The organism is Pseudomonas sp. Marseille-Q8238, from assembly GCF_965111915.1.
In genome coordinates this window covers 4,338,610-4,359,487 of record NZ_CBCOPI010000001.1, presented here as the reverse complement: position 1 = coordinate 4,359,487, position 20,878 = coordinate 4,338,610, and the positions used below count along the sequence as shown (strand labels likewise).

The 20,878-nt window shown below is 62.0% G+C and carries 13 protein-coding genes; 11 read left to right on the top strand and 2 right to left on the bottom strand.

The window, feature by feature from the left end; translation table 11 throughout:
• The first annotated feature begins 56 nt into the window (after nt 1–56).
• Together ACWPW0_RS20055 and ACWPW0_RS20050 are read left to right on the top strand one after the other, a co-directional pair.
• On the top strand, nt 57–3,575 hold the full coding sequence (locus ACWPW0_RS20055; protein ID WP_454256326.1) for a toxin VasX: 3,519 nt from the start codon (nt 57–59) through the stop codon (nt 3,573–3,575).
• Nucleotides 3,562–4,701 carry a hypothetical protein gene (locus ACWPW0_RS20050; RefSeq protein WP_454256325.1) on the top strand — a complete coding sequence of 380 codons (1,140 nt, stop codon included), beginning with the start codon at nt 3,562–3,564 and terminating at the stop codon, nt 4,699–4,701. The genes ACWPW0_RS20055 and ACWPW0_RS20050 overlap by 14 nt, the downstream gene beginning before the upstream one ends.
• 417 nt (nt 4,702–5,118) lie before the next feature.
• On the opposite strand, the gene aceF is transcribed toward ACWPW0_RS20050, so the two are convergent.
• Both aceF and aceE read right to left on the bottom strand, forming a co-directional pair.
• Nucleotides 5,119–6,762: a dihydrolipoyllysine-residue acetyltransferase gene (gene aceF, locus ACWPW0_RS20045; RefSeq protein ID WP_454256324.1), complete on the bottom strand. Its 1,644-nt coding sequence runs from the start codon at nt 6,760–6,762 to the stop codon at nt 5,119–5,121.
• Between the two features lie 11 nt (nt 6,763–6,773).
• Nucleotides 6,774–9,419 carry a pyruvate dehydrogenase (acetyl-transferring), homodimeric type gene (aceE, locus tag ACWPW0_RS20040; protein WP_447594426.1) on the bottom strand — a complete coding sequence of 882 codons (2,646 nt, stop codon included), beginning with the start codon at nt 9,417–9,419 and terminating at the stop codon, nt 6,774–6,776.
• Between the two features lie 246 nt (nt 9,420–9,665).
• Here aceE and glnE point away from each other — a divergent pair, with 246 nt between their 5' ends.
• From glnE to ACWPW0_RS19995, 9 genes are all read left to right on the top strand, one after another.
• Nucleotides 9,666–12,572, top strand: a complete 2,907-nt coding sequence (glnE, locus tag ACWPW0_RS20035) for a bifunctional [glutamate--ammonia ligase]-adenylyl-L-tyrosine phosphorylase/[glutamate--ammonia-ligase] adenylyltransferase (RefSeq protein WP_454256323.1) — start codon at nt 9,666–9,668, stop codon at nt 12,570–12,572.
• A 91-nt stretch (nt 12,573–12,663) separates the two neighbouring features.
• The gene (locus ACWPW0_RS20030; RefSeq protein ID WP_454256322.1) at nt 12,664–13,587 is read left to right on the top strand and encodes a branched-chain amino acid transaminase; all 924 of its coding nucleotides are present in this window, start codon (nt 12,664–12,666) and stop codon (nt 13,585–13,587) included.
• Between the two features lie 208 nt (nt 13,588–13,795).
• Entirely contained in the window at nt 13,796–14,833 is a 1,038-nt protein-coding gene (waaF, locus tag ACWPW0_RS20025; protein WP_454256321.1) for a lipopolysaccharide heptosyltransferase II, read from the top strand.
• Nucleotides 14,830–15,831: a lipopolysaccharide heptosyltransferase I gene (gene waaC / locus ACWPW0_RS20020; protein ID WP_454256320.1), complete on the top strand. Its 1,002-nt coding sequence runs from the start codon at nt 14,830–14,832 to the stop codon at nt 15,829–15,831. Before waaF ends, waaC begins: the two co-directional genes overlap by 4 nt.
• 97 nt (nt 15,832–15,928) lie before the next feature.
• Complete coding sequence (locus ACWPW0_RS20015; protein ID WP_454256319.1) at nt 15,929–17,050, top strand: glycosyltransferase family 4 protein; 1,122 nt, start codon at nt 15,929–15,931, stop codon at nt 17,048–17,050.
• The gene (gene rfaP / locus ACWPW0_RS20010; protein WP_454256318.1) at nt 17,047–17,853 is read left to right on the top strand and encodes a lipopolysaccharide core heptose(I) kinase RfaP; all 807 of its coding nucleotides are present in this window, start codon (nt 17,047–17,049) and stop codon (nt 17,851–17,853) included. The genes ACWPW0_RS20015 and rfaP overlap by 4 nt, the downstream gene beginning before the upstream one ends.
• Entirely contained in the window at nt 17,853–18,587 is a 735-nt protein-coding gene (locus ACWPW0_RS20005; protein ID WP_454256317.1) for a lipopolysaccharide kinase InaA family protein, read from the top strand. The genes rfaP and ACWPW0_RS20005 overlap by 1 nt, the downstream gene beginning before the upstream one ends.
• On the top strand, nt 18,584–19,330 hold the full coding sequence (locus ACWPW0_RS20000; RefSeq protein WP_454256316.1) for a lipopolysaccharide kinase InaA family protein: 747 nt from the start codon (nt 18,584–18,586) through the stop codon (nt 19,328–19,330). The genes ACWPW0_RS20005 and ACWPW0_RS20000 overlap by 4 nt, the downstream gene beginning before the upstream one ends.
• Nucleotides 19,327–20,760 (top strand): lipopolysaccharide kinase InaA family protein, encoded by a 1,434-nt coding sequence (locus ACWPW0_RS19995; protein WP_454256315.1) that lies wholly within the window; start codon nt 19,327–19,329, stop codon nt 20,758–20,760. Before ACWPW0_RS20000 ends, ACWPW0_RS19995 begins: the two co-directional genes overlap by 4 nt.
• The last annotated feature ends 118 nt before the right edge of the window (nt 20,761–20,878 follow it).

The window sequence follows — 20,878 nt, the reverse complement described above, 5'->3', positions numbered from 1 at the left end:
CAGCTAACGCTGCATCCTGTAGCGATAGCCGCTCAACGACCAGTACCTGCCCACTGATGAAACTGAGGGTACAACTGATCCCTCTGCGCTATGGCCTGACCGAGCGAGTTGATCCCTCGTCCGACCTCTCTATGCCCTTTTCCCTGCAAAGTCGGCCACTGGGTATACGTCTAGTGCGCGACGGCTTTCTCTACATTATCGACAACAACACGGGTTACCTGTACGAGTACGAGATCACGCAGGGCACCATCACCAAGCTGCTATGGAAGGCAGCCGAAGTTCGCGCAGATACCCGCACCAACGGCGTTGGCGAACCGCACCTGGTCTTCCCGAAGCGCAGCAAACTGCATGTTGCCTACTCCGAACTGCAATGGACCGCGCGCAAGTGCACCCAGGTCCTGGCCAGTCAAAAGGACCGCGAGCATTTCATGCAGGCTGTCGATCTAAGTCAGGTTGACCCGCAACGAGGTGGCACACACCTGCTGACTCGCCAGCAAGCCGAAAAGTGGTTGGCAGAGGTCGTGCAGAACAAAGTCCATGTGGGCGAGACGGGGCAGCAGACCTTTCCGGAGCACCAGCGCCGGCCGGTCGACGCCGGCGACCTCCATCCTGAAGAATTGAAAGCCTATACTTGGGAAGACCCGCCCCTGTTTAGCGATACCCAGATAGGTGCATTGACCGGACAAATTCTCCCTGCGCACGAACACGACGCCCTATTCCTGGTGGTGCGCGACGATATTGGTGTGATGCGCGATCTAGCCAACTACCAGGACAAGGTAGTTGGCTGGATTGAAGAGTGGATTGAAGGTGGCGCACAACCAGGGGCGAATGAGCGTGACTACGTGATCGCCTGCTATATCGAATCACTCTCGCAGATCACCGAGATAGACTTCGACAAGCTAGCCGAGCACTCCGAGTCCCCCGCAGTACAAGCAATGCTGAGCAAGCTTGAGGCGCTGCCCGACGCTGATCGTGTGCGGACCCGTAGCGCTGTGTTGACCTTCCTCAACAACAATGAGCCTTATCCCTCTGTCGATAGCAAAAGTCATCCAGCAGAGCTGCAGGCCGAACTGGACGCTATCCGCTTATCCAGCAGGAGCTCTGGAAAGGTCGGCTTCGGTCTGCAGAGTACCCTGCGCCGCGCTACCGAACGCTACTACACCCGCACCAAGCTGCTCGACCTTGGCGCCCAACGTGCATTCGTCGAAAGTGAGCTAGACGCGTTGATTGCACTCAGGAAAGAGCAGGGCGGGCGGATCAAGGAAAAATTGCGAGGCGCTAGTTTTGGGCAGCGCGGCATCGACGACCTGATCGATCGGCCGGCCATGGATGCCTTTCTGGCTAGCCATAGGCCTAATCTGGCACGTTGGAACATGCTGTTAGATCGCATCTCCGCTGACCGCACGCAAATGGTCACAGCGGACCGCTTCCACCGCGCTGCATGGTACTACGACCCCCAGCAGGCGGAGCAGGTGGGGCTGGCATTCGTCACTCAATATGCCTGCCTGAAAGATATATGCCGAAGTGATGTCTCTAGCGAGGAGTTATACGCCTGGATCGAGAGAAAACCCCAGTACGACCGCCCGCTATTCCATACGCTACCGCTTAACGAACAGAGCACGTTGGCCGTGCAGTATGCTCAGATGGGTGTAGCGGGCTACTCCGTAGCTAAGGGACTTGCTGAGTGGGCACAGAAGCTGAAAACGCTAGAGCAAGGCAAGCTACCAGCTATCGACAACCTGCCGGAGTCGACCCGTGCAGTTGCTGCCAGTGCCCAGGCTGTTCTGGATCCAGCCCTAACTCTGGGTATAAGCCGCGCGATGGAAGCCTTCTACCAAGGCGTCGGTCAGCAGAAAGTGCCTGAACTCGATGAACTGTTCCGCAAGCTACCCAAGGTGCTGCCCGCCCGCCTGCTGGATGCAGTTCGGAGGGAAGGGGTGACCTTCAGCTTCGCTACTGACGCAGAAAAGACAGCCCTGCAGCGCAATCTGCGCGACATCATCGACAGCCGTGCCGAACTCCATGACCTTGTTAAAAAGCGCAAGAAAGTCAAGGCAACCTCAGGGCATAAATCACCAGCCGCCCGAGCGTTATTTGCCGACATTCAGCGCGTTCGGGCGCAGCTCGACATACTAGAACCTCGGCTGGCGGCAGCCCTCAGTCCGATCGCCGAATTGCCAGAAAACAGCGTTCGTGTGGCCGGCGTCGCTCCAGGGCGTGCCGGTATGACACTGATCCTGCCGCCTGCTCAGTTACAGGAGGTGGCGAGCGGCCTGCGCAACCTGCGTAATGGCTACAGTACCGTCGGCAGCTTCAACAAGCTGGGGGATGGCGTGGGGGTGGCGGTGTTTGTTGCGCAGATGGTCAATCTGGTGCAGACATGGCGCGAGACCATGGCAACATCGGGGGGGCAACGTGAGCTGATGCCGTTGTTCGGCTCCATTTTCGCTACTGGCGCTGCAGGTTTCGCAGCAGCCCAAGCTATCGCCGATACGGCCCTCAGTGCACGCAGCGCCCAACTGGTGCTGGGCTTGCAGAATCATGTGCTGCAAGCGGTGCATGTGCAGATGGGAAAGATGCATATCGGCCTTGGTGTCGTGGGGTATTTCGCAGGTACCGCCGCCGCCGTCATAAGCAGCCTGGCCCACCATGGCGAGTGGCTGGGCGCAGTGCGTAGCGGCAATGCCCGCGCCCAGCAGGGCGCAGCCATGGCGTTGGCCGGCTCCAGCGGAATGCTGGTCAGCAATGCTTACGGTTTTGGTCACACAGTGAAAGCCGCTGAAAGCGTATGGCGTGCCAGCACTCCTGCGGTTCGCCGTACAGCCTGGGCGGTAGCCGGCACCCGATTATCCAGCGTATTCCTGCGCTTCAATATCGCCGGCGCCTTCTTTACCGCCCTGGAGCTGGGTGGTACCTGGTGGTACAACCGCAACAACACGACCTCGCATGACGACTGGCTGAGCTGCACCCCCTGGAGCCGCGATGCCGCCAAGCGACAGGACTATCCCCTGGCTACCTACCAGCAGCGCCTGCGCGGGGTAATCCAGTCGCCCTCGGTGCGGGTCGAGCATGGTAGCCACGGCAGTTGGTGGCGCGACCTGCTGTCGTCGCCCGCCAGTACCAATATCACCCTCGTCCTGCCGGGGCTGAGTCGGGAGGTTCTGGCACCGCCGCTGGCCGGCCGGCCAGTCGCACGTCTTGGCCTGGGCGCCTATCGCATTCGTTCTATCCGTTACGATAAAGGGCCGTCTCTGGTGCGGTGGCACCCCATCAGCGAGCTGATCGCCGACGACCTGCAACTCGCCACAGCTGGCCCCCTGACTCTGCGAGTACCGCGTCCAACACCACTGGAAGGCATCACCGGTGGCATACCTCATGAGGACCTGCTGCTGGATATCGTGGTCGAATGGCTGGACAAACAGGGCCGCTACCGACCGGAACGCCATACAATCCGCCTTTCCCCGCACCGGGAAGGCGACTACACCCCCGCCAAACAGGCGATCCAGGGTCAGGCCGCGCCCGCGCTATTGATCGACCCACTGCTGCTGCCGGATGCCGACGATGCCAACCGATAAGCCCATGGAAGTGCCCTCTCTGGAACTGGACAAGCATCATCGAGCGGGTGATGTGATCGGCTTCCCCGGTGGCCAGGTCAGCTACCTGGCTCCCTTGCCGTTGCCCACCGGCCAGCCGGCCCGGGACTATGCCCATGCTGTGGGGGAGGTCAACGATACCTACCTGGATTTCGGTACGGGTCTGCCTAATGTATTTGCTTGGCAGACAAAACTAGGTGGACCATTTACAGGCTGGATAATGTCCGTTGTTTTATTTCCTTTGTTGATGCTTGTGGGCACTCCCCTGCTGGGGGGGGGGCTTACTGTTGCAGTAGAGTTGGCTGTAGGGATTTTTGAACTGGGGATCTGGATTGGATCAATTGTTGCCTTGTTTACACTAGCTCTTGGCTTGGGTGTCTGGCTCCATGGTTACAGCCAACGGAAAGGGATACTGCCCACCCGCTTCAACCGCCAACGCCGTGAAGTCTGCTTCGTCCCGGAAGGCCATACCGAACCAATCTTCGTCCCCTGGGAGTTCCTTTCAGCTTGGGTGATCCAGGCTCAGGGCGCTACCCAGTACGGTATCCAGCGCCAGTACGGTATGGGTGTTGGCTTTCATCATGCCGACAGCGGCCAGGACTTCTCCCTGGAGTTTCCCTGCGCCGGCCTGCCCCTGGCCATCGCCAACTGGGAGGCGGTTCGCGCCTACATGGAACACGAGGTGCACAGCCTCAAGGAGATTCAAGACCCGCTCGATCTGCAAGGCCCCGATGACCCGCCCCACGAAGGCCTGCACACCTTCCGCAACGCCCGCGAACGCATGCGCCGCCGTTACCGCGAAGGGGAGGTGAACGCAGCTTATGTGGTTGGTTGGTACCTCTACCACGTGATGACTCTGTGGACGATGCCCTTCCATCTCACCGAATGGGAAGTCGGCAGGGTCAAACGCATGCATCGTCAGGATATTCCCGAAGCCATGCGCATTTGGTCACAACCAATACCGCCAGAGCAGTGGGCCAGGCCCAGCGAGGAGCTGCTACGCCAGAGCCAGCGAGTCGCAGCACTGCGCCAGCGCGACCCGCAACGTTCGATCATCGATATCTTTGCAGAGGTACAACATAGCCCTGCTGCTGTACGCCAAGCCTGAATGCTATTCGCATACCCCGGCGCCTCAACCTCTCTGCTGATCGACCAATTGCGGCGGCCAGTTGCTGAACATGTCTATCGATTACCCAATTGGTGCGACTCTCTTGGCGAAGCGCGAGTACGCACTTGCTACACCAGCAAGGCCTCTGCGATGACTGGTAGGCCCGACGAGCCTGCCTTGACCAAAGGATGGAAATGGGAAGGGCCTGCAGAGCAGGGAGTAGCGGCAATGGGGGCCGAGGGCAGGTGAAAACTCATGAAGCTCTGAGCGACTCAGCGCTTTTAGCGTAGAGGCACTTACGCGAACGGGCACGGCTACTTTAGAGCACGTCTGAGGTTGAGAAAGTCTGTGGCTGGGATGTAGGGACATCAGGGGGGCGACACCCTTGCCCTGCGGGGCAAGGGTGTGGCTGAGGAGTTACAGCAGAAGGGTGCGGATGTCTTCCAGGACTTCGCCCAGGCGCTTGGTGAAACGTGCTGCTGCGGCGCCGTTGATCACGCGGTGATCGTAGGACAGCGACAGCGGTAGCATCAGGCGTGGCTGGAAGGCCTTGCCGTCCCATACCGGCTGCATGGCTGCCTTGGATACGCCCAGGATTGCCACTTCCGGCGCGTTGACGATCGGCGTGAAGCCAGTGCCGCCAATGTGGCCGAGGCTGGAAATGGTGAAGCAGGCGCCCTGCATGGCTTCGACCGAGAGCTTCTTGGTGCGCGCTTTTTCCGCCAGCTCGGCGGCTTCGGCGGCCAGTTGCAGCAAGCTCTTCTTGTCGACATCGCGGATGACCGGGACCAGCAGACCGTCCGGAGTATCAACAGCGAAGCCGATATGCACGTACTTCTTGCGGATGATCGCCTTGCCGCTCGGAGCCAGCGAACTATTGAAGTCGGGCAGTTCCTTGAGCAGGTGGGCGCAGGCTTTCAGCAGCAGCGGCAGCACAGTGAGCTTGACGCCCGCCTTCTCGGCCACGGCCTTCTGCGCCACGCGAAAGGCTTCCAACTCGGTGATGTCGGCGCTGTCGAACTGGGTTACGTGCGGTACGTTGAGCCAGCTGCGATGCAGATTGCTGGCGCCGACCTGCATCAGGCGAGTCATCGCCACTTCTTCGATTTCACCGAACTTGCTGAAGTCGACCTCCGGAATCGCAGGGATGCCGGCACCGCCGGTTGCGCCAGCAGCCGGAGCGGCTTTGGCTTTCTGCATCATGGCTTTGACGTGAGCCTGCACGTCTTCCTTGAGGATGCGGCCCTTGGGGCCGCTGCCAGGTACAGCCGCCAGTTCGACGCCAAACTCACGAGCCAGTTGGCGCACGGCCGGGCCGGCATGAACTTTGGTGCCGTCACGGACGGGGGCGGCAACAGGAGCAGGCTCGGTGGGCGCAGGTGCCGAGGCGGTAGGCTGTGCAGCAGGTGCCGCTACGGAGGCCGGTGCAGCCTTGGCAGGCTCGCTCTTTTCCGCCGTGGGTGCCGGTTCCGCGCCGGCAACCTTCAGGCGCAGGATCAGGTCGCCGGTGCCTACCTCGGCGTCCAGTTTGACCAGCACTTCCTCGACCACGCCGGAGGCCGGCGAAGGGATTTCCATGCTGGCCTTGTCCGACTCCAGGGTCAGCAGGCTCTGCTCGGCCTCGATGGTATCGCCGGCCTTGACCAGCAACTCGATGATCTTGGCCTTGCCGGAGGAGCCGATGTCCGGGATGTGGACGTCCTGCACACTGCTGCTTGTCGCAGCTGCCGGGGCAGGTGATTCCGTTTTGGCGGCCACTGGTGCCGCTTCAGGTGTGGCGCTGGATGCCGCTGGCTGTTCCTCGGCGGCAGGTGCAGCTTCGGCCGCCTCTTCGCTGTCCAGTTCGAGCAGTTCATCGCCGGTTTTCAGTGTGTCGCCCAGTTTTACCTTCAGGCTTTTGATCACCCCGGCCTTGGGCGCGGGGATCTCCATGCTGGCCTTGTCCGACTCCAGGGTCAGCAGGCTCTGGTCGGCTTCGATGCGGTCGCCGACCTTGACCAGCAATTCGATGACTTCACCTTCACCACCGCCGATGTCGGGTACGCGAATCAATTCACTCATTTCTTCGCTCCTCAGCAATCCAGCGGGTTGAGTTTGTCGGGATTGATGCCGAACTTGGTGATGGCATCCGCCAGTACCTTGGCCTCGATCTCGCCACGGTCGACCAGCGCTTCGAGCGCGGCCAGCACCACCCAGTTGCGGTCCACCTCGAAGAAGTGGCGCAGCTTCTTGCGGGTGTCGCTGCGGCCGAAACCGTCAGTACCCAGCACTTTGAACTCCTTGCTCGGCACCCACTGGCGAATCTGTTCGGCGAACAGTTTCATGTAGTCGGTGGAGGCAACGACCGGACCTTTGCGGCCAGTGAGGCATTCTTCGACGTAGGTCTGCTGGGGCTTCTGTCCTGGGTGCAGGCGGTTGTGGCGCTCCACGGCCAGGCCGTTACGGCGCAGTTCGTTGAAGCTAGTGACGCTCCACACATCGGCGCCGACGTTGAACTCGTCACGCAGGATCTTCGCCGCCTCGCGCACTTCACGCAGGATGGTGCCGGAACCCAGCAATTGTACGTGGTGGGCAGCCTCCTTCTTGTCTTCCTCGAGCAGGTACATGCCCTTGATGATGCCGTCTTCGACGCCTTCCGGCAGTGCCGGCTGCTGGTAGGACTCGTTCATCACGGTGATGTAGTAGAAGACGTTCTGCTGCTCTTCCGTCATCTGGCGGATGCCTTCGCGGATGATCACCGCCAGCTCATAGCCATAGGTCGGGTCGTAGGTGCGGCAGTTGGGGATGGTCGAGGCCAGAATGTGGCTGTGACCGTCTTCGTGCTGCAGGCCTTCGCCGTTGAGCGTTGTGCGCCCGGCCGTGCCGCCGATCAGGAAGCCACGGGTGCGGCTGTCGCCAGCGGCCCAGGCCAGGTCGCCGATACGCTGGAAGCCGAACATCGAGTAGAAGATGTAGAACGGCAGCATCGGCTGATTGTGGTTGGAGTACGAAGTCCCGGCAGCGATGAACGACGACATGGCGCCCGCTTCGTTGATGCCTTCTTCGAGGATCTGGCCCTTCTTGTCTTCCTTGTAGAACATCACCTGGTCTTTATCGACCGGCTCATAAAGCTGGCCGACCGAGGAGTAGATGCCCAGTTGGCGGAACATGCCTTCCATGCCGAAGGTGCGTGCTTCGTCCGGGATGATCGGTACGATGCGCTGGCCCAGATCCTTGTCCTTGACCAGTTGCGCGAGGATGCGCACGAAGGCCATGGTGGTGGAGATGTCGCGGTCACCGGAGCCGTCGAGGATGGCTTTGAGGGTGTCCAGCGGCGGCGTTGGAATGCTGAAGCTGTTCGGGCGGCGTTGCGGGATGTAACCGCCAAGGGCCGCACGGCGTTCATGCAGGTACTTGTATTCGGCACTGCCTTCGGTCGGGCGATAGAACGGCAGTTTTTCCAGTTCTTCGTCGTTGACCGGCACGTCGAAGCGGTCGCGGAAGCTCTTCAGGCTTTCGACGTCGACCTTCTTGGTGTTGTGCGCGGTGTTTTTCGCTTCACCAGCACCGGTGCCGTAACCCTTGATGGTCTTGGCCAGAATGACGGTCGGCTGTTCTTTGTGGTTAACCGCCTCGTGGTACGCCGCATAAACCTTGTAGGGGTCATGGCCGCCACGGTTGAGTTTCCAGATCTCGTCGTCGGACAGATCGGCAACCATGGCCTTGAGCTCTGGCGAATTGAAGAAGTGCTCGCGCACGAAGGCGCCGTCTTTGGCCTTGTAGTTCTGGTACTCGCCGTCGATGACTTCGTCCATGCGGCGTTGCAGGATGCCGTCGACGTCCTTGGCCAGCAGTGGGTCCCAGAAACGGCCCCAGACCACCTTGTTGACGTTCCACTGGGCACCGCGGAATACGCCTTCGAGTTCCTGGATGATCTTGCCGTTGCCACGAACCGGGCCATCGAGGCGCTGCAGGTTGCAGTTGATGACGAAGATCAGGTTGTCCAGCTTCTCGCGCCCGGCGAGGGAGATGGCGCCAAGGGATTCCGGCTCGTCGCACTCGCCATCGCCCATGAAGCACCAGACTTTCTGTTTGCCGGCTGGGATGAAGCCACGGGCTTCCAGGTACTTCATGAAGCGTGCCTGGTAGATCGCCTGGATCGGGCCAAGACCCATGGAAACGGTCGGGAACTGCCAGAAGTCCGGCATCAGCCAGGGGTGTGGGTAGGATGACAGGCCGTTGCCATCCACTTCCTGGCGGAAGTTGTTCATCTGGTCTTCGCTGATGCGGCCTTCGAGGAAGGCGCGGGCGTAGATGCCGGGGCTGGCGTGGCCCTGGTAGAAGATCAGGTCGCCGCCATGCTCATCGGTGGGCGCCTGGAAGAAATAGTTGAAACCGATGTCGTACAGCGTCGCCGAGGAGGCGAAGCTGGAAATGTGGCCGCCCAGGTCGGGGTCGTGCAGGTTAGTGCGCATGACCATGGCCAGTGCGTTCCAGCGCACCAGCGAGCGGATCCGCCGCTCCATGAACAGGTCGCCGGGCATGCGTGCCTCGTGACCTACCGGGATGGTGTTACGGTAGGGCGTGGTGATGGCATACGGCAGCTGGGTGCCGGTACGGGTGGCGAGTTCACCCATGCGGGTCAGCAGGTAGTGGGCGCGGTCTTCGCCCTCTTTGTCGAGAACCGATTCGAGGGCGTCCAGCCATTCCTGGGTTTCGACGGGATCGAGGTCTTGCATGGCTTGCTCCAGGGCGGAAAGGCTTCCAGAATCGAAAGCCTTGGATCGTGCCCACTTTTTGAGCGGGCGACGTGAAGTCATTGTTAGCCGGGTTCGACCGGCGTGTTCTTGTGTAGTTTTACTACAAAAAGACGAATGACGCAGCACCTGGGACACAATATTTAGTAGTAAAACTACAGCAATCTGACAGTGAAAAACGTCGCGCGTTACGTGTTTCGCTGCGTTTTCCGTCTTCAAGGATAGACCATGAGCCTGCCGTCACTCGTTGCTCTGCCGCCTTCGCTTCAGTCCCTGGCCATGCGTGCCGAAGCCTTGCAATTACCGGCTGACTGGCCGGTAGCGCGGCACGAAGCGCTGTTGCGCGTGTGTGCCGCCAGTGACTTCGTTTATGAGCAGGCGGCGCGTGATGCCGAGCTGCTGCCGAGCCTGGCGACCAGCGGTGAGCTGGAGCGCTCGTTTACCCCAGGCGAGTTGCGCAGGCAGTTGCAGGCCCTGCTGGAGGCGTGTGCGGACGAGGACGAGTTGGGCCGACGCCTGCGGCGCTTCCGCAATCGTCAGCAGGTGCGCATCGTCTGGCGCGACATCACCCGCCAGGCCGATCTGGCCGAGACCTGTCGTGACCTGTCCGACCTGGCGGATGCCAGTATCGACCTGGCGTTGCACTGGTTGTATCCCCAACACTGCGCGCAGTTCGGTACGCCCATCGGCCATCGCAGCGGTACGCCACAGCAGATGGTGGTGCTGGGCATGGGCAAGCTGGGTGCGTACGAGCTGAACCTGTCGTCGGACATCGACCTGATCTTCGGCTACCCGGAAGGCGGCGAGACCGAAGGCGCCAAGCGCTCGATCGATAACCAGGAGTTTTTCATCCGTCTGGGGCAGCGCCTGATCAAGGCGCTGGATGCGATTACCGTCGATGGCTTCGTTTTTCGCGTGGACATGCGCCTGCGCCCCTATGGTTCCTCGGGTGCGCTGGTGCTGAGCTTCAATGCGCTGGAGCAGTACTACCAGGACCAGGGCCGTGACTGGGAGCGCTACGCGATGATCAAGGCGCGCGTGGTCGGCGGCGATCATGCGGCGGGCAAGCAGTTGCTGGAGTTGTTGCGGCCCTTCGTCTATCGGCGCTACCTGGACTTTTCGGCGATCGAAGCGCTGCGTGCGATGAAGCTGCTGATCCAGCAGGAGGTGCGGCGCAAGGGCATGGCCGACAACATCAAGCTCGGTGCGGGCGGTATCCGCGAGGTCGAATTCATTGCCCAGGCCTTTCAGCTCATCCATGGTGGGCGCGATCTGAGCCTGCAGCAGCGGCCGTTGCTCAAGGTGCTGGCGACCCTGGAGGGGCAGGGTTATCTGCCGCCTGCGGTGGTCGAGGAGATGCGCCAGGGTTACGAGTTCCTGCGCTATACCGAGCATGCGCTGCAGGCCATTGCCGACCGTCAGACGCAGATGCTGCCGGATAACGAGCAGGACCGCGCCCGCGTGGCGTTGATCATGGGTTTCGACACCTGGACAGCCTTTCATGAGCAACTCATGGTATGGCGTGATCGCATCGATTGGCACTTCCGTCAGGTGATTGCTGATCCGGGCGAGGAGGAGGGCGCCGAAGCGGAAATGGGCATTGGCAGTGAGTGGCTGCCTTTGTGGGAGGAGGCGCTGGATGAGGAGGCTGCCTGCCGGCAACTCGCCGACGCCGGGTTCACTGATCCGGCCACGGCGCTGCAGCGGCTGATCGCACTGCGCAGTGCCTCGCAGGTGCGGGCCATGCAGCGCCTGGGGCGTGAACGTCTGGATGCTTTTATCCCGCGTCTCATCGCGCAGACGGTCGAGCATGCCGATCCGGATCTGGTGCTCGAGCGCGTCTTGCCGCTGGTCGAGCGCGTGGCGCGCCGCTCGGCCTATCTCGTGCTGCTCACCGAAAACCCATCGGCACTGTTGCGCCTGCTCACGCTGTGCGCGGCCAGCCCCTGGATTGCCGAGCAGATTGCCCGCTTCCCGTTACTGCTCGATGAGCTGCTCAACGAGGGGCGCCTGTTCAATCCGCCGCTGGCACCGGAGCTTGCGGCGGAGTTGCGTGAGCGCCTGACGCGTATTCCCGAGGATGACCTGGAGCAGCAGATGGAGGCGCTGCGTCACTTCAAGCTGGCCCACCGCCTGCGCGTGGCCGCTTCGGAGATCACCGGCACGCTGCCCTTGATGAAGGTCAGTGATTACCTGACCTGGCTGGCGGAGGCCATCCTCGAGCAGGTGCTGGCATTGGCCTGGCGGCAGTGCGTGAACAAGCACGGCACGCCACGTCGCGCCGATGGCAGTCTGTGCGATCCGGATTTCATCATTGTCGGCTATGGCAAGGTCGGTGGCATCGAGCTGGGCCATGGGTCGGACCTGGATCTGGTGTTCATCCACGACGCCGATTCGCAGGCCGAAACCGACGGTGCCAAGCCTATCGATGGCGCGCAGTTCTTTGCCCGCCTGGGGCAGCGCATCATCCATCTGCTGACCACCCAGACCACCTCCGGGCAACTCTATGAGGTGGACATGCGCCTGCGTCCGTCGGGCGTGTCGGGGCTGCTGGTCAGTTCGCTGGCATCGTTCCAGCGCTACCAGGAAAACGAGGCCTGGACCTGGGAACATCAGGCATTGGTGCGCGCGCGTGTGCTGGTCGGCTGTGCGCGGGTTGCGGCGGGTTTCGAGCAGGTACGTGCCGCCGTGCTTGGGCGCGAGCGCGACCTGGCGGTGCTGCGTACTGAGGTCAGCGAGATGCGCGCCAAGATGCGCGACAACCTCGGCAGTCGCGAAACCTCGGCCGGGATGTCGGCCAATGCCTTCGATGCAGCCGGCACCTTCGACCTCAAGCAGGACGCCGGTGGTATCGTCGATATTGAATTTATGGTGCAATACGCGGCCCTGGCGTGGTCCCGTCAGCACCCGCAACTGCTGCGTTTCACCGATAACATGCGCATTCTCGATGGCTTGCGTGATGCCGGCCTGATACCCACTGCCGACGTGGCTTTGTTGCAGGATGCCTACAAGGCCTATCGCGCGGCCGCCCACCGGCAGGCCCTGCAGAAGCAGCCTGGCAAGGTCGCCGGCTCGCAATTCCAGGATGAGCGCCGTGGCGTGATGCGTATCTGGGGCGAGCTGGGGCTGAGCTGAGGCACCGAATATCCCGCTGGCGGGCATGCCTGACATGCTTCGCCAGTAGTAAAACCGATTAACGAAGCGAACACTTGAGGAGCTGGCAACGATGTCGATGGCCGATCGTGATGGCGTGATCTGGTATGACGGCGAACTGGTGCAGTGGCGCGATGCGACCACTCACGTGCTGACCCATACCCTGCACTATGGCATGGGCGTGTTCGAAGGTGTGCGTGCCTACAACACCCCGGATGGCACGGCGATCTTCCGCCTGCAGGCGCACACCGATCGCCTGTTCGATTCGGCGCACATCATGAATATGAAGATCCCGTTCAGCAAAGACGAGATCAACGAAGCCACCCGCGCTGCCGTTCGCGAGAACAACCTGGAAAGCGCCTACATCCGTCCGATGGCCTTCTATGGTTCGGAAGGCATGGGTATTCGTGCCGACAGCCTGAAAGTCCACGTGATCGTCGGTGCCTGGCACTGGGGCGCGTACATGGGTGAAGAGGCCCTGCAGAAAGGCATCAAGGTGCGCACCAGCTCCTTCACCCGCCACCATGTCAACATCTCGATGACCCGCGCCAAGGCCAACGGCAACTACATCAACTCGATGCTGGCCTTGCAGGAAGCGGTATCCGGTGGCGCCGACGAGGCCATGCTGCTGGACCCGGAAGGCTACGTGGCCGAAGGTTCCGGTGAGAACATCTTCCTGGTCAAGGACGGCGTGGTGTACACCCCGGAAGTGACTTCGTGCCTGAACGGCATCACACGCAGCACCATCCTCACCCTGGCCAAGGAGCTGGGGATCGAGGTGGTCGAGAAACGCATCACTCGTGACGAGGTGTACATCGCTGACGAGGCCTTCTTCACCGGTACCGCCGCTGAAGTCACGCCGATTCGTGAAGTCGATGGCCGCGCGATCGGCATCGGCAGTCGCGGTCCGGTTACCGAGAAGCTGCAGAAAGCCTATTTCGATCTGGTCACCGGCAAGACCAGTGCACACGCCGAATGGCGTACGCTGGTCAAATAAGCATCAAGCCGCGCGTGCCAGGCGATAAGCGCTCAAGGTCGCTTTGGCTTGGTGCGATTGGTTTGGGCGCTAGAGCCTGTTCAAGGGCTCGCGAGCCAGGTGTAGGCAAGATGAGGCCCGGTAAAGGTGCGCAGCACGCGCGTCGATCCGGGCTTCAACGTCACATGGCCGACGCGCAGGCATTGAACGGTTCTAAGGCTGCTTTTTGATGAGAATACTGATCGTAGGCCCCAGTTGGGTGGGCGACATGGTGATGGCGCAGACGTTGTTCGTCTGCCTCAAGCAGCGCCATCCCGACTGTGAAATCGATGTGTTGGCGCCCGAGTGGAGCCGCCCGATTCTCGAGCGCATGCCCGAAGTGCGTGCCGCCCTGAGCTTCCCGCTCGGGCATGGTGTGCTGGATCTCGCCAGCCGCCGGCGTATCGGCAAGTCCCTGGCTGGTCGCTATGACCAGGCCATCCTGCTACCCAATTCGCTCAAGTCGGCCTTGGTGCCGTTTTTCGCCGGCATTCCCATACGTACCGGCTGGAAGGGTGAGATGCGTTACGGCCTGCTCAATGACCTGCGCAAGCTGGACAAGGCGCGTTACCCGCTGATGATCGAGCGCTTCATGGCATTGGCCTATGCGCCGGGCGCGCCATTGCCCCAGCCTTATCCGCGGCCGAGGTTGCAGATCGACGAAGACAGTCGTGAGCGCGCACTGGCCAAGTTCGGCCTGACCCTGGACCGCCCGGTACTGGCGCTGTGCCCAGGCGCCGAATTCGGCGAGGCCAAGCGCTGGCCGGCGGAGCACTATGCCAAGGTGGCCGAGCTGAAGATTCGTGATGGCTGGCAGGTCTGGTTGTTCGGCTCGAAAAACGATCATCCGGGTGGCGAGACCATTCGCGAGCGCCTGATCCCGGGTCTGCGCGAAGAGGTCACCAACCTCGCCGGGCAGACCAGCCTGGCCGAGGCCATTGACCTGATGTCTGCCGCCGGCGCTGTGGTGTCCAACGACTCCGGCCTGATGCACGTGGCCGCCGCACTGAATCGCCCGCTGGTGGCGATCTACGGCTCGACCTCGCCACAGTTCACGCCGCCGCTGGCCGAGCAGGTGGAGATCGTACGCCTGGGGATCGAATGCAGTCCCTGCTTCGAGCGCACCTGCCGCTTCGGTCACTACAACTGCCTGCGCGAACTCAAGCCACGCCCGGTAGTCGAGGCGTTGGCGCGCTTGTCGGCCGACCCTGTCGAGGTCGCTGGATGAGGGTGCTGCTGGTCAAGACCTCGTCACTTGGCGATGTGATCCATACCCTGCCAGCGCTTACCGATGCGGCGCGCGCGATTCCCGGTATCCAGTTCGACTGGGTGGTGGAGGAGGGCTTTGCCGAGATCCCGGCCTGGCACCCCGCTGTAGCGCAGGTGATCCCGGTGGCCATTCGGCGCTGGCGCAAAAATCTGTGGCAGACCATCAGGAATGGTGACTGGCGCCGTTTCAAGGCGCGCTTGCGGGAAGCCCGCTATGACTTGGTGATCGATGCCCAGGGGTTGTTGAAAAGTGCCTGGCTGACCCGCTACGTCAGTGCGCCAGTGGCCGGGCTGGACCGTGAATCCGCGCGCGAACCGATGGCCTGCCGTTTCTATGACCGTCTCTACACGGTGCCGAAAGATCAGCATGCCCTGGAGCGTACCCGGCAATTGTTCGCCCAGGCCCTGGGTTACGCACTGCCGCAGGGCCTCGGTGATTATGGCCTGGACCGGGCGGCGATGGCCGACCATGTGACCCAGCCCTACCTGTTGTTCCTGCATGGCACCACCTGGGCCAGCAAGCACTGGCCGGAGCAGGAGTGGCGCGAGCTGGCGCAACGCATGTCCGAGCTGGGCTGGGCCATTCGCCTGCCGTGGGGTAACGAAGCGGAGCGTGCACGCGCCGAGCGCATCGTCGCTGGCGTCGACAATGCCGCCGTGTTACCGAAACTCAACCTGGCGGGCGTGGCGAAGGTGATCGCCGGCGCTCAGGCCTGCGTAGCGGTCGATACCGGTCTCGGCCATCTGGCTGCGGCGCTGGATGTGCCGAGCATTTCCCTCTATGGTCCAACCCTGCCCGGGCGTGTGGGTGCCTACGGCCGTGGGCAGATACACCTGTGCGCCAGCGGGCCGAATGCCGGCAGCGGTGACCGACACAAGGCCTGCTTTGATGGCCTGGATGCCGAGCGGGTCGCCACCGAGCTGCAAGCATTGTTGCTGGCCCCGGAGACTGTCTGATGCCTGTTTTGCGTATGGGGTTGCCAGGTGCCGAAGCATCTGTGCTGACGGACATGATCTGCGCTGTGCGCCAACCTATTTTTCGACAGGGCGCGTGATGCAACTGGCCTTCATTCTGTACAAGTATTTCCCGTTCGGTGGCTTGCAGCGCGACTTCCTGCGTATTGCCCTGGAGTGCCAGCGTCGCGGGCATGCCATCCGCGTGTATACGCCGATCTGGGAAGGCGAGGTGCCGAGCGGTTTCGAGGTGGTCGTGGTCCCGGTCAAGGCGCTGTTCAATCACAAGCGCAACGAGAAGCTCACGGCCTGGGTCGAGGCCGATCTGACCCGACGCCCGGTGGACCGGGTGATCGGTTTCAACAAGATGCCGGGGCTGGATGTGTACTACGCCGCCGACGGTTGCTTCGAGGACAAGGCGCAGACCCTGCGCAACCCGTTGTACCGCAAGTGGGGGCGCTACAAGCATTTTGCCGACTACGAGCGGGCTGTGTTCGCGCCGGAGTCGAAGACAGAGATCCTGATGATCTCCGAGGTGCAGCAGCCGTTGTTCGTCAAGCATTACGCCACCCCGGCCGAGCGCTTCCATTTGCTGCCGCCGGGCATTTCCCCAGACCGCCGGGCGCCCGCCAATGCCGCGGAGATTCGCGCGGAGTTTCGGCGTGAGTTCAAGCTGAAGGCCGACGACCTGCTGCTGGTGCAGATCGGCTCGGGGTTCAAGACCAAGGGCCTGGATCGCAGCCTCAAGGCGCTGGCCGCGTTACCGCGCGAGCTGAAGCAGCGCACGCGCCTGATCGCCATTGGCCAGGATGACCCACGTGCGTTCCAGTTGTTGGCCAAGACGTTGGGTGTCTCCGACCAGGTGCAAATCATGAAGGGCCGCAGCGATATTCCGCGCTTTCTGCTCGGCGCCGATTTGCTGATTCACCCTGCGTATAACGAGAATACGGGCACGGTGCTGCTGGAGGCGCTGGTGTCCGGTCTGCCGGTGTTGGTCACTGATGTGTGTGGCTATGCGCATTACATCGCCGATGCGGATGCCGGCCGGGTCTTGCCGAGCCCGTTCAGCCAGGAGCAGCTCAATCGTCAATTGGCCGGCATGCTGGCGGACGATAAGGCTCGAACCCGTTGGCAGCACAACGGTCTGAGTTTTGCCGAGTCGGCCGACCTCTATTCCATGCCGCAGCGTGCGGCCGATGTCATTCTGGCGGAACGCCGATGAAAGTCATGCTGCACGAACCATTCAAATCCCTCTGGGCTGGGCGTGATGCCTTCGTCGAGGTGGAAGCGCTGCAAGGACAGGTCTACCGCGAGCTCGAGGGGCGCCGGACCTTGCGCACCGAGCTGGCCGGCCGCGGCTATTTCGTCAAGATTCACCGAGGCATCGGCTGGGGCGAGATCGGCAAGAACCTGTTGACCGCCAAGCTGCCGGTGCTGGGTGCAACCCAGGAGTTGCTGGCCATCGAGCGGCTCACCGCTGTTGGCGTGCCTACCATGACGGCCGTGGCCTACGGGCGACGTGGCCGCAACCCTGCGCAACAGCACTCGTTCATCATCACCGAAGAGCTGGCACCGACAGTCGACCTTGAAGTGTTTTCCTCTTCCTGGGGGCGCGAGCCGCCGCCAGTGCGCCTCAAGCGTGCCCTGATCGATCGTGTGGCAGAGATGGTGGGCGCCATGCACCGCGCCGGAGTCAATCACCGTGACTGCTACATCTGCCACTTCCTGCTGCATACCGACAGGCCGATCAGCGCGGATGATTTCAAGCTCTCAGTCATCGATCTGCACCGTGCGCAGACTCGCAAGAGCACTCCGACTCGTTGGCGCAACAAGGACCTGGCCGCGTTGTATTTCTCGGTGCTGGATATCGGCCTGACCCAGCGCGACGCGCTGCGGTTTTTACGCCGTTATTTTGGCCTGCCCTTGCGCCAGATCCTGCGCGATGAATCGAGCTTGTTGAGCTGGTTGCAACGCAAGGCAGACAAGCTGTATGCGCGCAAGCAACGCTACGGTGATGCACTCTGATGGCGGGCTGGAACCTGGAGCCGGCCTATGCCCACCTGGCCGAAGACTTCGCCACGCTGGAGCGCGTGTTCGCCCTGGAAGGTGAGCGCCTGACGCGTGATCCGCTGTCCGAGGTCATCCGTATTCAGCGCGACGGTGTGTACTACTACGTCAAGCGTTACTGGGGCGCGGGTAAGGGCCTGCGGCGTTACATCGGGCGACCGCGCATCAAGGCCGAGTGGCAGAACCTCAAGTCCTTCGCCAAGTGGGGAATCCCTACCGCTTCCATCGTGGCTTACGGTCTGGAGCGCAAAGGCTATGCGTTCGCCCGGGGGGCGATGATCACCCGCGAGATTGCGCGCACCGAAGACCTCGCCCAATTGGCCAATCAGGATGATGCCCGCCTGCATGACCGGCGTTGGGTGGAGGGCATCAGCCGGCAACTGGCCCAGGCCACGCGCATCATGCATGACCGCCACTTCACCCATAACGACCTGAAGTGGCGCAACCTGCTGGTCGACGATCAGGCACAACTGTTCTTCATCGATTGTCCGACCGGGGCTTTCTGGTGGGGGCCATTGCTACGGCGACGGATCGTCAAGGACCTAGCCTGTCTGGACAAGGTGGCCAAGCTGACGCTGTCACGGTCCCAACGGCTGCGCTTCTACCTGCAATACCGTGGCCGCGAACACCTGAATGCCAGCGACAAGCGGCGTATCGCCCAGATCGTCCATTACTTCGAGGGGCGCGAGTGAACGATTTCATTGCCAGTGAGGATCGCGCCTTGCTGGAACAACATGGCCTGGCCAGCTACGACGCCTTGTGGGCGCTGCAGTTGGATGCGGTCGACGAACCGAATACCGAGCGTGGCGGCTGGAGCAGCGTTTATCGCCTCGATCTGGGCGACGTCGCGTATTACCTCAAGCGCCAGAGCAATCACCTGACTCGAACCCTGTCGCATCCATTTGGCGAACCGACTTTCGCGCGTGAGTTCCGTAATATCCAGCGTTACCGCGCACTGGGGATTCCGGCCTTGCAAGCGGCATTCTTCGCCGAGCGGCGGATGCCGGGTGAGCGCAGGGCCATTCTGCTGACCCGCGCCCTGGAAGGCTGGCAGGACCTCGAACACTGGCTGCGTGAGTGGGTCGATATTGCGCCAGCGACCCGCGCGGCGCTCGTGCGTGCCTGCGGTGAATTGGCCAGGCATCTGCATCAGGCCGGACAGATGCACGGCTGTTTCTATCCCAAACATATTTTCCTGCGCCCCAACGCCCAGGGCTTCGAGGCGTGCCTCATTGACCTGGAGAAAACCCGTCCGCTGTTGTTCGGCGAGCGCGATCGGATCAAGGACCTGGAGCCTTTGTTGCGTCGTGCTGGTATCTGGTCCGAGGATGACGTGCGTCAGTTGCTGGCGGCCTACCTGCCGGCCAATGCCGATGGCGAAAGCTGGCTGAAACGGCTGACTGCCCGACGTCGCAATAAAGAGGCGCGGCAATGAATCTGGCCGAGCTGGGGCGCAGTGGGCGCACGCCGGAGCTGCCGCTGCAGGTTGAGCTGGCCGATGCTGCAGGCCCCTCGACGCTGGAGTTGGTACGTCTGCTGCGTGTGCTGCCTGGGCAGCGCTATGTCGGTGTCGCCTGGTGGCGTGGCCGGCAGGTGTTGGCCAAGTTGCTGGTGGGGGACAAGGCCGCGCGGCATTTTCAGCGTGAGCTCGAGGGGGTGCGTCTGTTCTCTGGCCAAGGGCTTACCACGCCGTTATTGCTGGCTGATGGTTTACGCCGGGACGAGGGCGGCTGGTTGTTGTTCGAGTACCTGGACGGTGCGCAAAGTCTGGGGGATGCCTGGCATGCGGTGGAGAGGTTGCCCGCGCTGGCCGATGGTCAACAGGCCGTGCTGGGGGAGGCCTTGACGACGATTGCCCACATGCATGCCAAGGGCTTGTGGCAGGCAGATCTGCATCTGGACAATTTGCTGCGCCATGACGGCCACCTGTACCTGATCGATGGCGGCGGTGTGCAGGCGCAAACGCCAGGGCAGCCGTTGTCGCGTGACAAGGTGCTGGCCAACCTGGGCGTATTCTTTGCCCAACTGCCGGCGGAGCTGGAGCCGTTCATCGAAGAGTTGCTGGTGCACTATCTGCTGGCCAATGGTGAGCATGCCCTGCCCCTGGAGGCCTTGCTCAAGGAAGTGGCGCGGGTGCGTCGCTGGCGCTTGCGCGATTACCTGAAGAAGGTGGCGCGTGATTGCAGCCTGTTCAGTGCTCGCATCGGGGCGTTTGGTTTGCGTGTGGTGCGTCGTGAGGATGAAACGGCACTGCAGCCCTTGATGAACAATCTGGAGGTGCTTGTAGAGCACGGCCAGGTTTACAAGGGCGGTGGTACCGCAACGGTGGTGCGGATTGAGTTGGGTGAGCGCTCGCTGGTCGTCAAGCGCTACAACATCAAGGGTGTGTGGCACTGGCTGACCCGCTTCTGGCGGCCCAGCCGCGCCTGGCATAGCTGGCGCGAAGGCAATCGCCTGCAGTTGCTCGGTATCCCGACGCCGCGGCCGTTGGCAGTTGTCGAGCAGCGTTGGTGTGGGCTGCGCGGGCGTGCCTACTTGGTAAACGAGTATTGCCCCGGCCCGGACCTGATTGCCCGTTTTGCCCCCTATGTGGGCAGCGCTCCGCCGGAAACTGATCTGCTGGCGCTGGATCGTCTGTTCGCGTCGTTGTTGCGCGAGCGGATCAGCCACGGCGACTTCAAAGGGCACAACCTGTTCTGGGACGACGGGCGCTGGAGCCTGATCGACCTCGATGCGATGCGCCAACACCGCTGTGCGCGACGTTTTGCCCGCGCTTATGGTCGTGACCGTGCGCGCTTCCTGCGTAATTGGCCGCAGGACTCCGCCCTGCATCAGTTGCTGGATGCACGTCTGCCCCGCCTCTAAGAGCCTGTTTGCGATCTCCTGGCTCGCGGCCATACGGCGTTAAAAACGCCCTCGAATGCGAGCCCAGTCAGAATGCTCATTTACCACTTGTAAGCCCGAGTGCGGGCCCAGTCCGCTT

Excerpts from the sequence above, each read along its gene's own strand:
- ACWPW0_RS20055 (WP_454256326.1), top strand. The coding sequence starts at position 57 with ATGAAACTGAGGGTACAACTGATCCCTCTGCGCTATGGCCTGACCGAG.
- ACWPW0_RS20050 (WP_454256325.1), top strand. The coding sequence starts at position 3,562 with ATGCCAACCGATAAGCCCATGGAAGTGCCCTCTCTGGAACTGGACAAG.
- aceF (WP_454256324.1), bottom strand. The coding sequence starts at position 6,762 with ATGAGTGAATTGATTCGCGTACCCGACATCGGCGGTGGTGAAGGTGAA.
- aceE (WP_447594426.1), bottom strand. The coding sequence starts at position 9,419 with ATGCAAGACCTCGATCCCGTCGAAACCCAGGAATGGCTGGACGCCCTC.
- glnE (WP_454256323.1), top strand. The coding sequence starts at position 9,666 with ATGAGCCTGCCGTCACTCGTTGCTCTGCCGCCTTCGCTTCAGTCCCTG.
- ACWPW0_RS20030 (WP_454256322.1), top strand. The coding sequence starts at position 12,664 with ATGTCGATGGCCGATCGTGATGGCGTGATCTGGTATGACGGCGAACTG.
- waaF (WP_454256321.1), top strand. The coding sequence starts at position 13,796 with ATGAGAATACTGATCGTAGGCCCCAGTTGGGTGGGCGACATGGTGATG.
- waaC (WP_454256320.1), top strand. The coding sequence starts at position 14,830 with ATGAGGGTGCTGCTGGTCAAGACCTCGTCACTTGGCGATGTGATCCAT.
- ACWPW0_RS20015 (WP_454256319.1), top strand. The coding sequence starts at position 15,929 with ATGCAACTGGCCTTCATTCTGTACAAGTATTTCCCGTTCGGTGGCTTG.
- rfaP (WP_454256318.1), top strand. The coding sequence starts at position 17,047 with ATGAAAGTCATGCTGCACGAACCATTCAAATCCCTCTGGGCTGGGCGT.
- ACWPW0_RS20005 (WP_454256317.1), top strand. The coding sequence starts at position 17,853 with ATGGCGGGCTGGAACCTGGAGCCGGCCTATGCCCACCTGGCCGAAGAC.
- ACWPW0_RS19995 (WP_454256315.1), top strand. The coding sequence starts at position 19,327 with ATGAATCTGGCCGAGCTGGGGCGCAGTGGGCGCACGCCGGAGCTGCCG.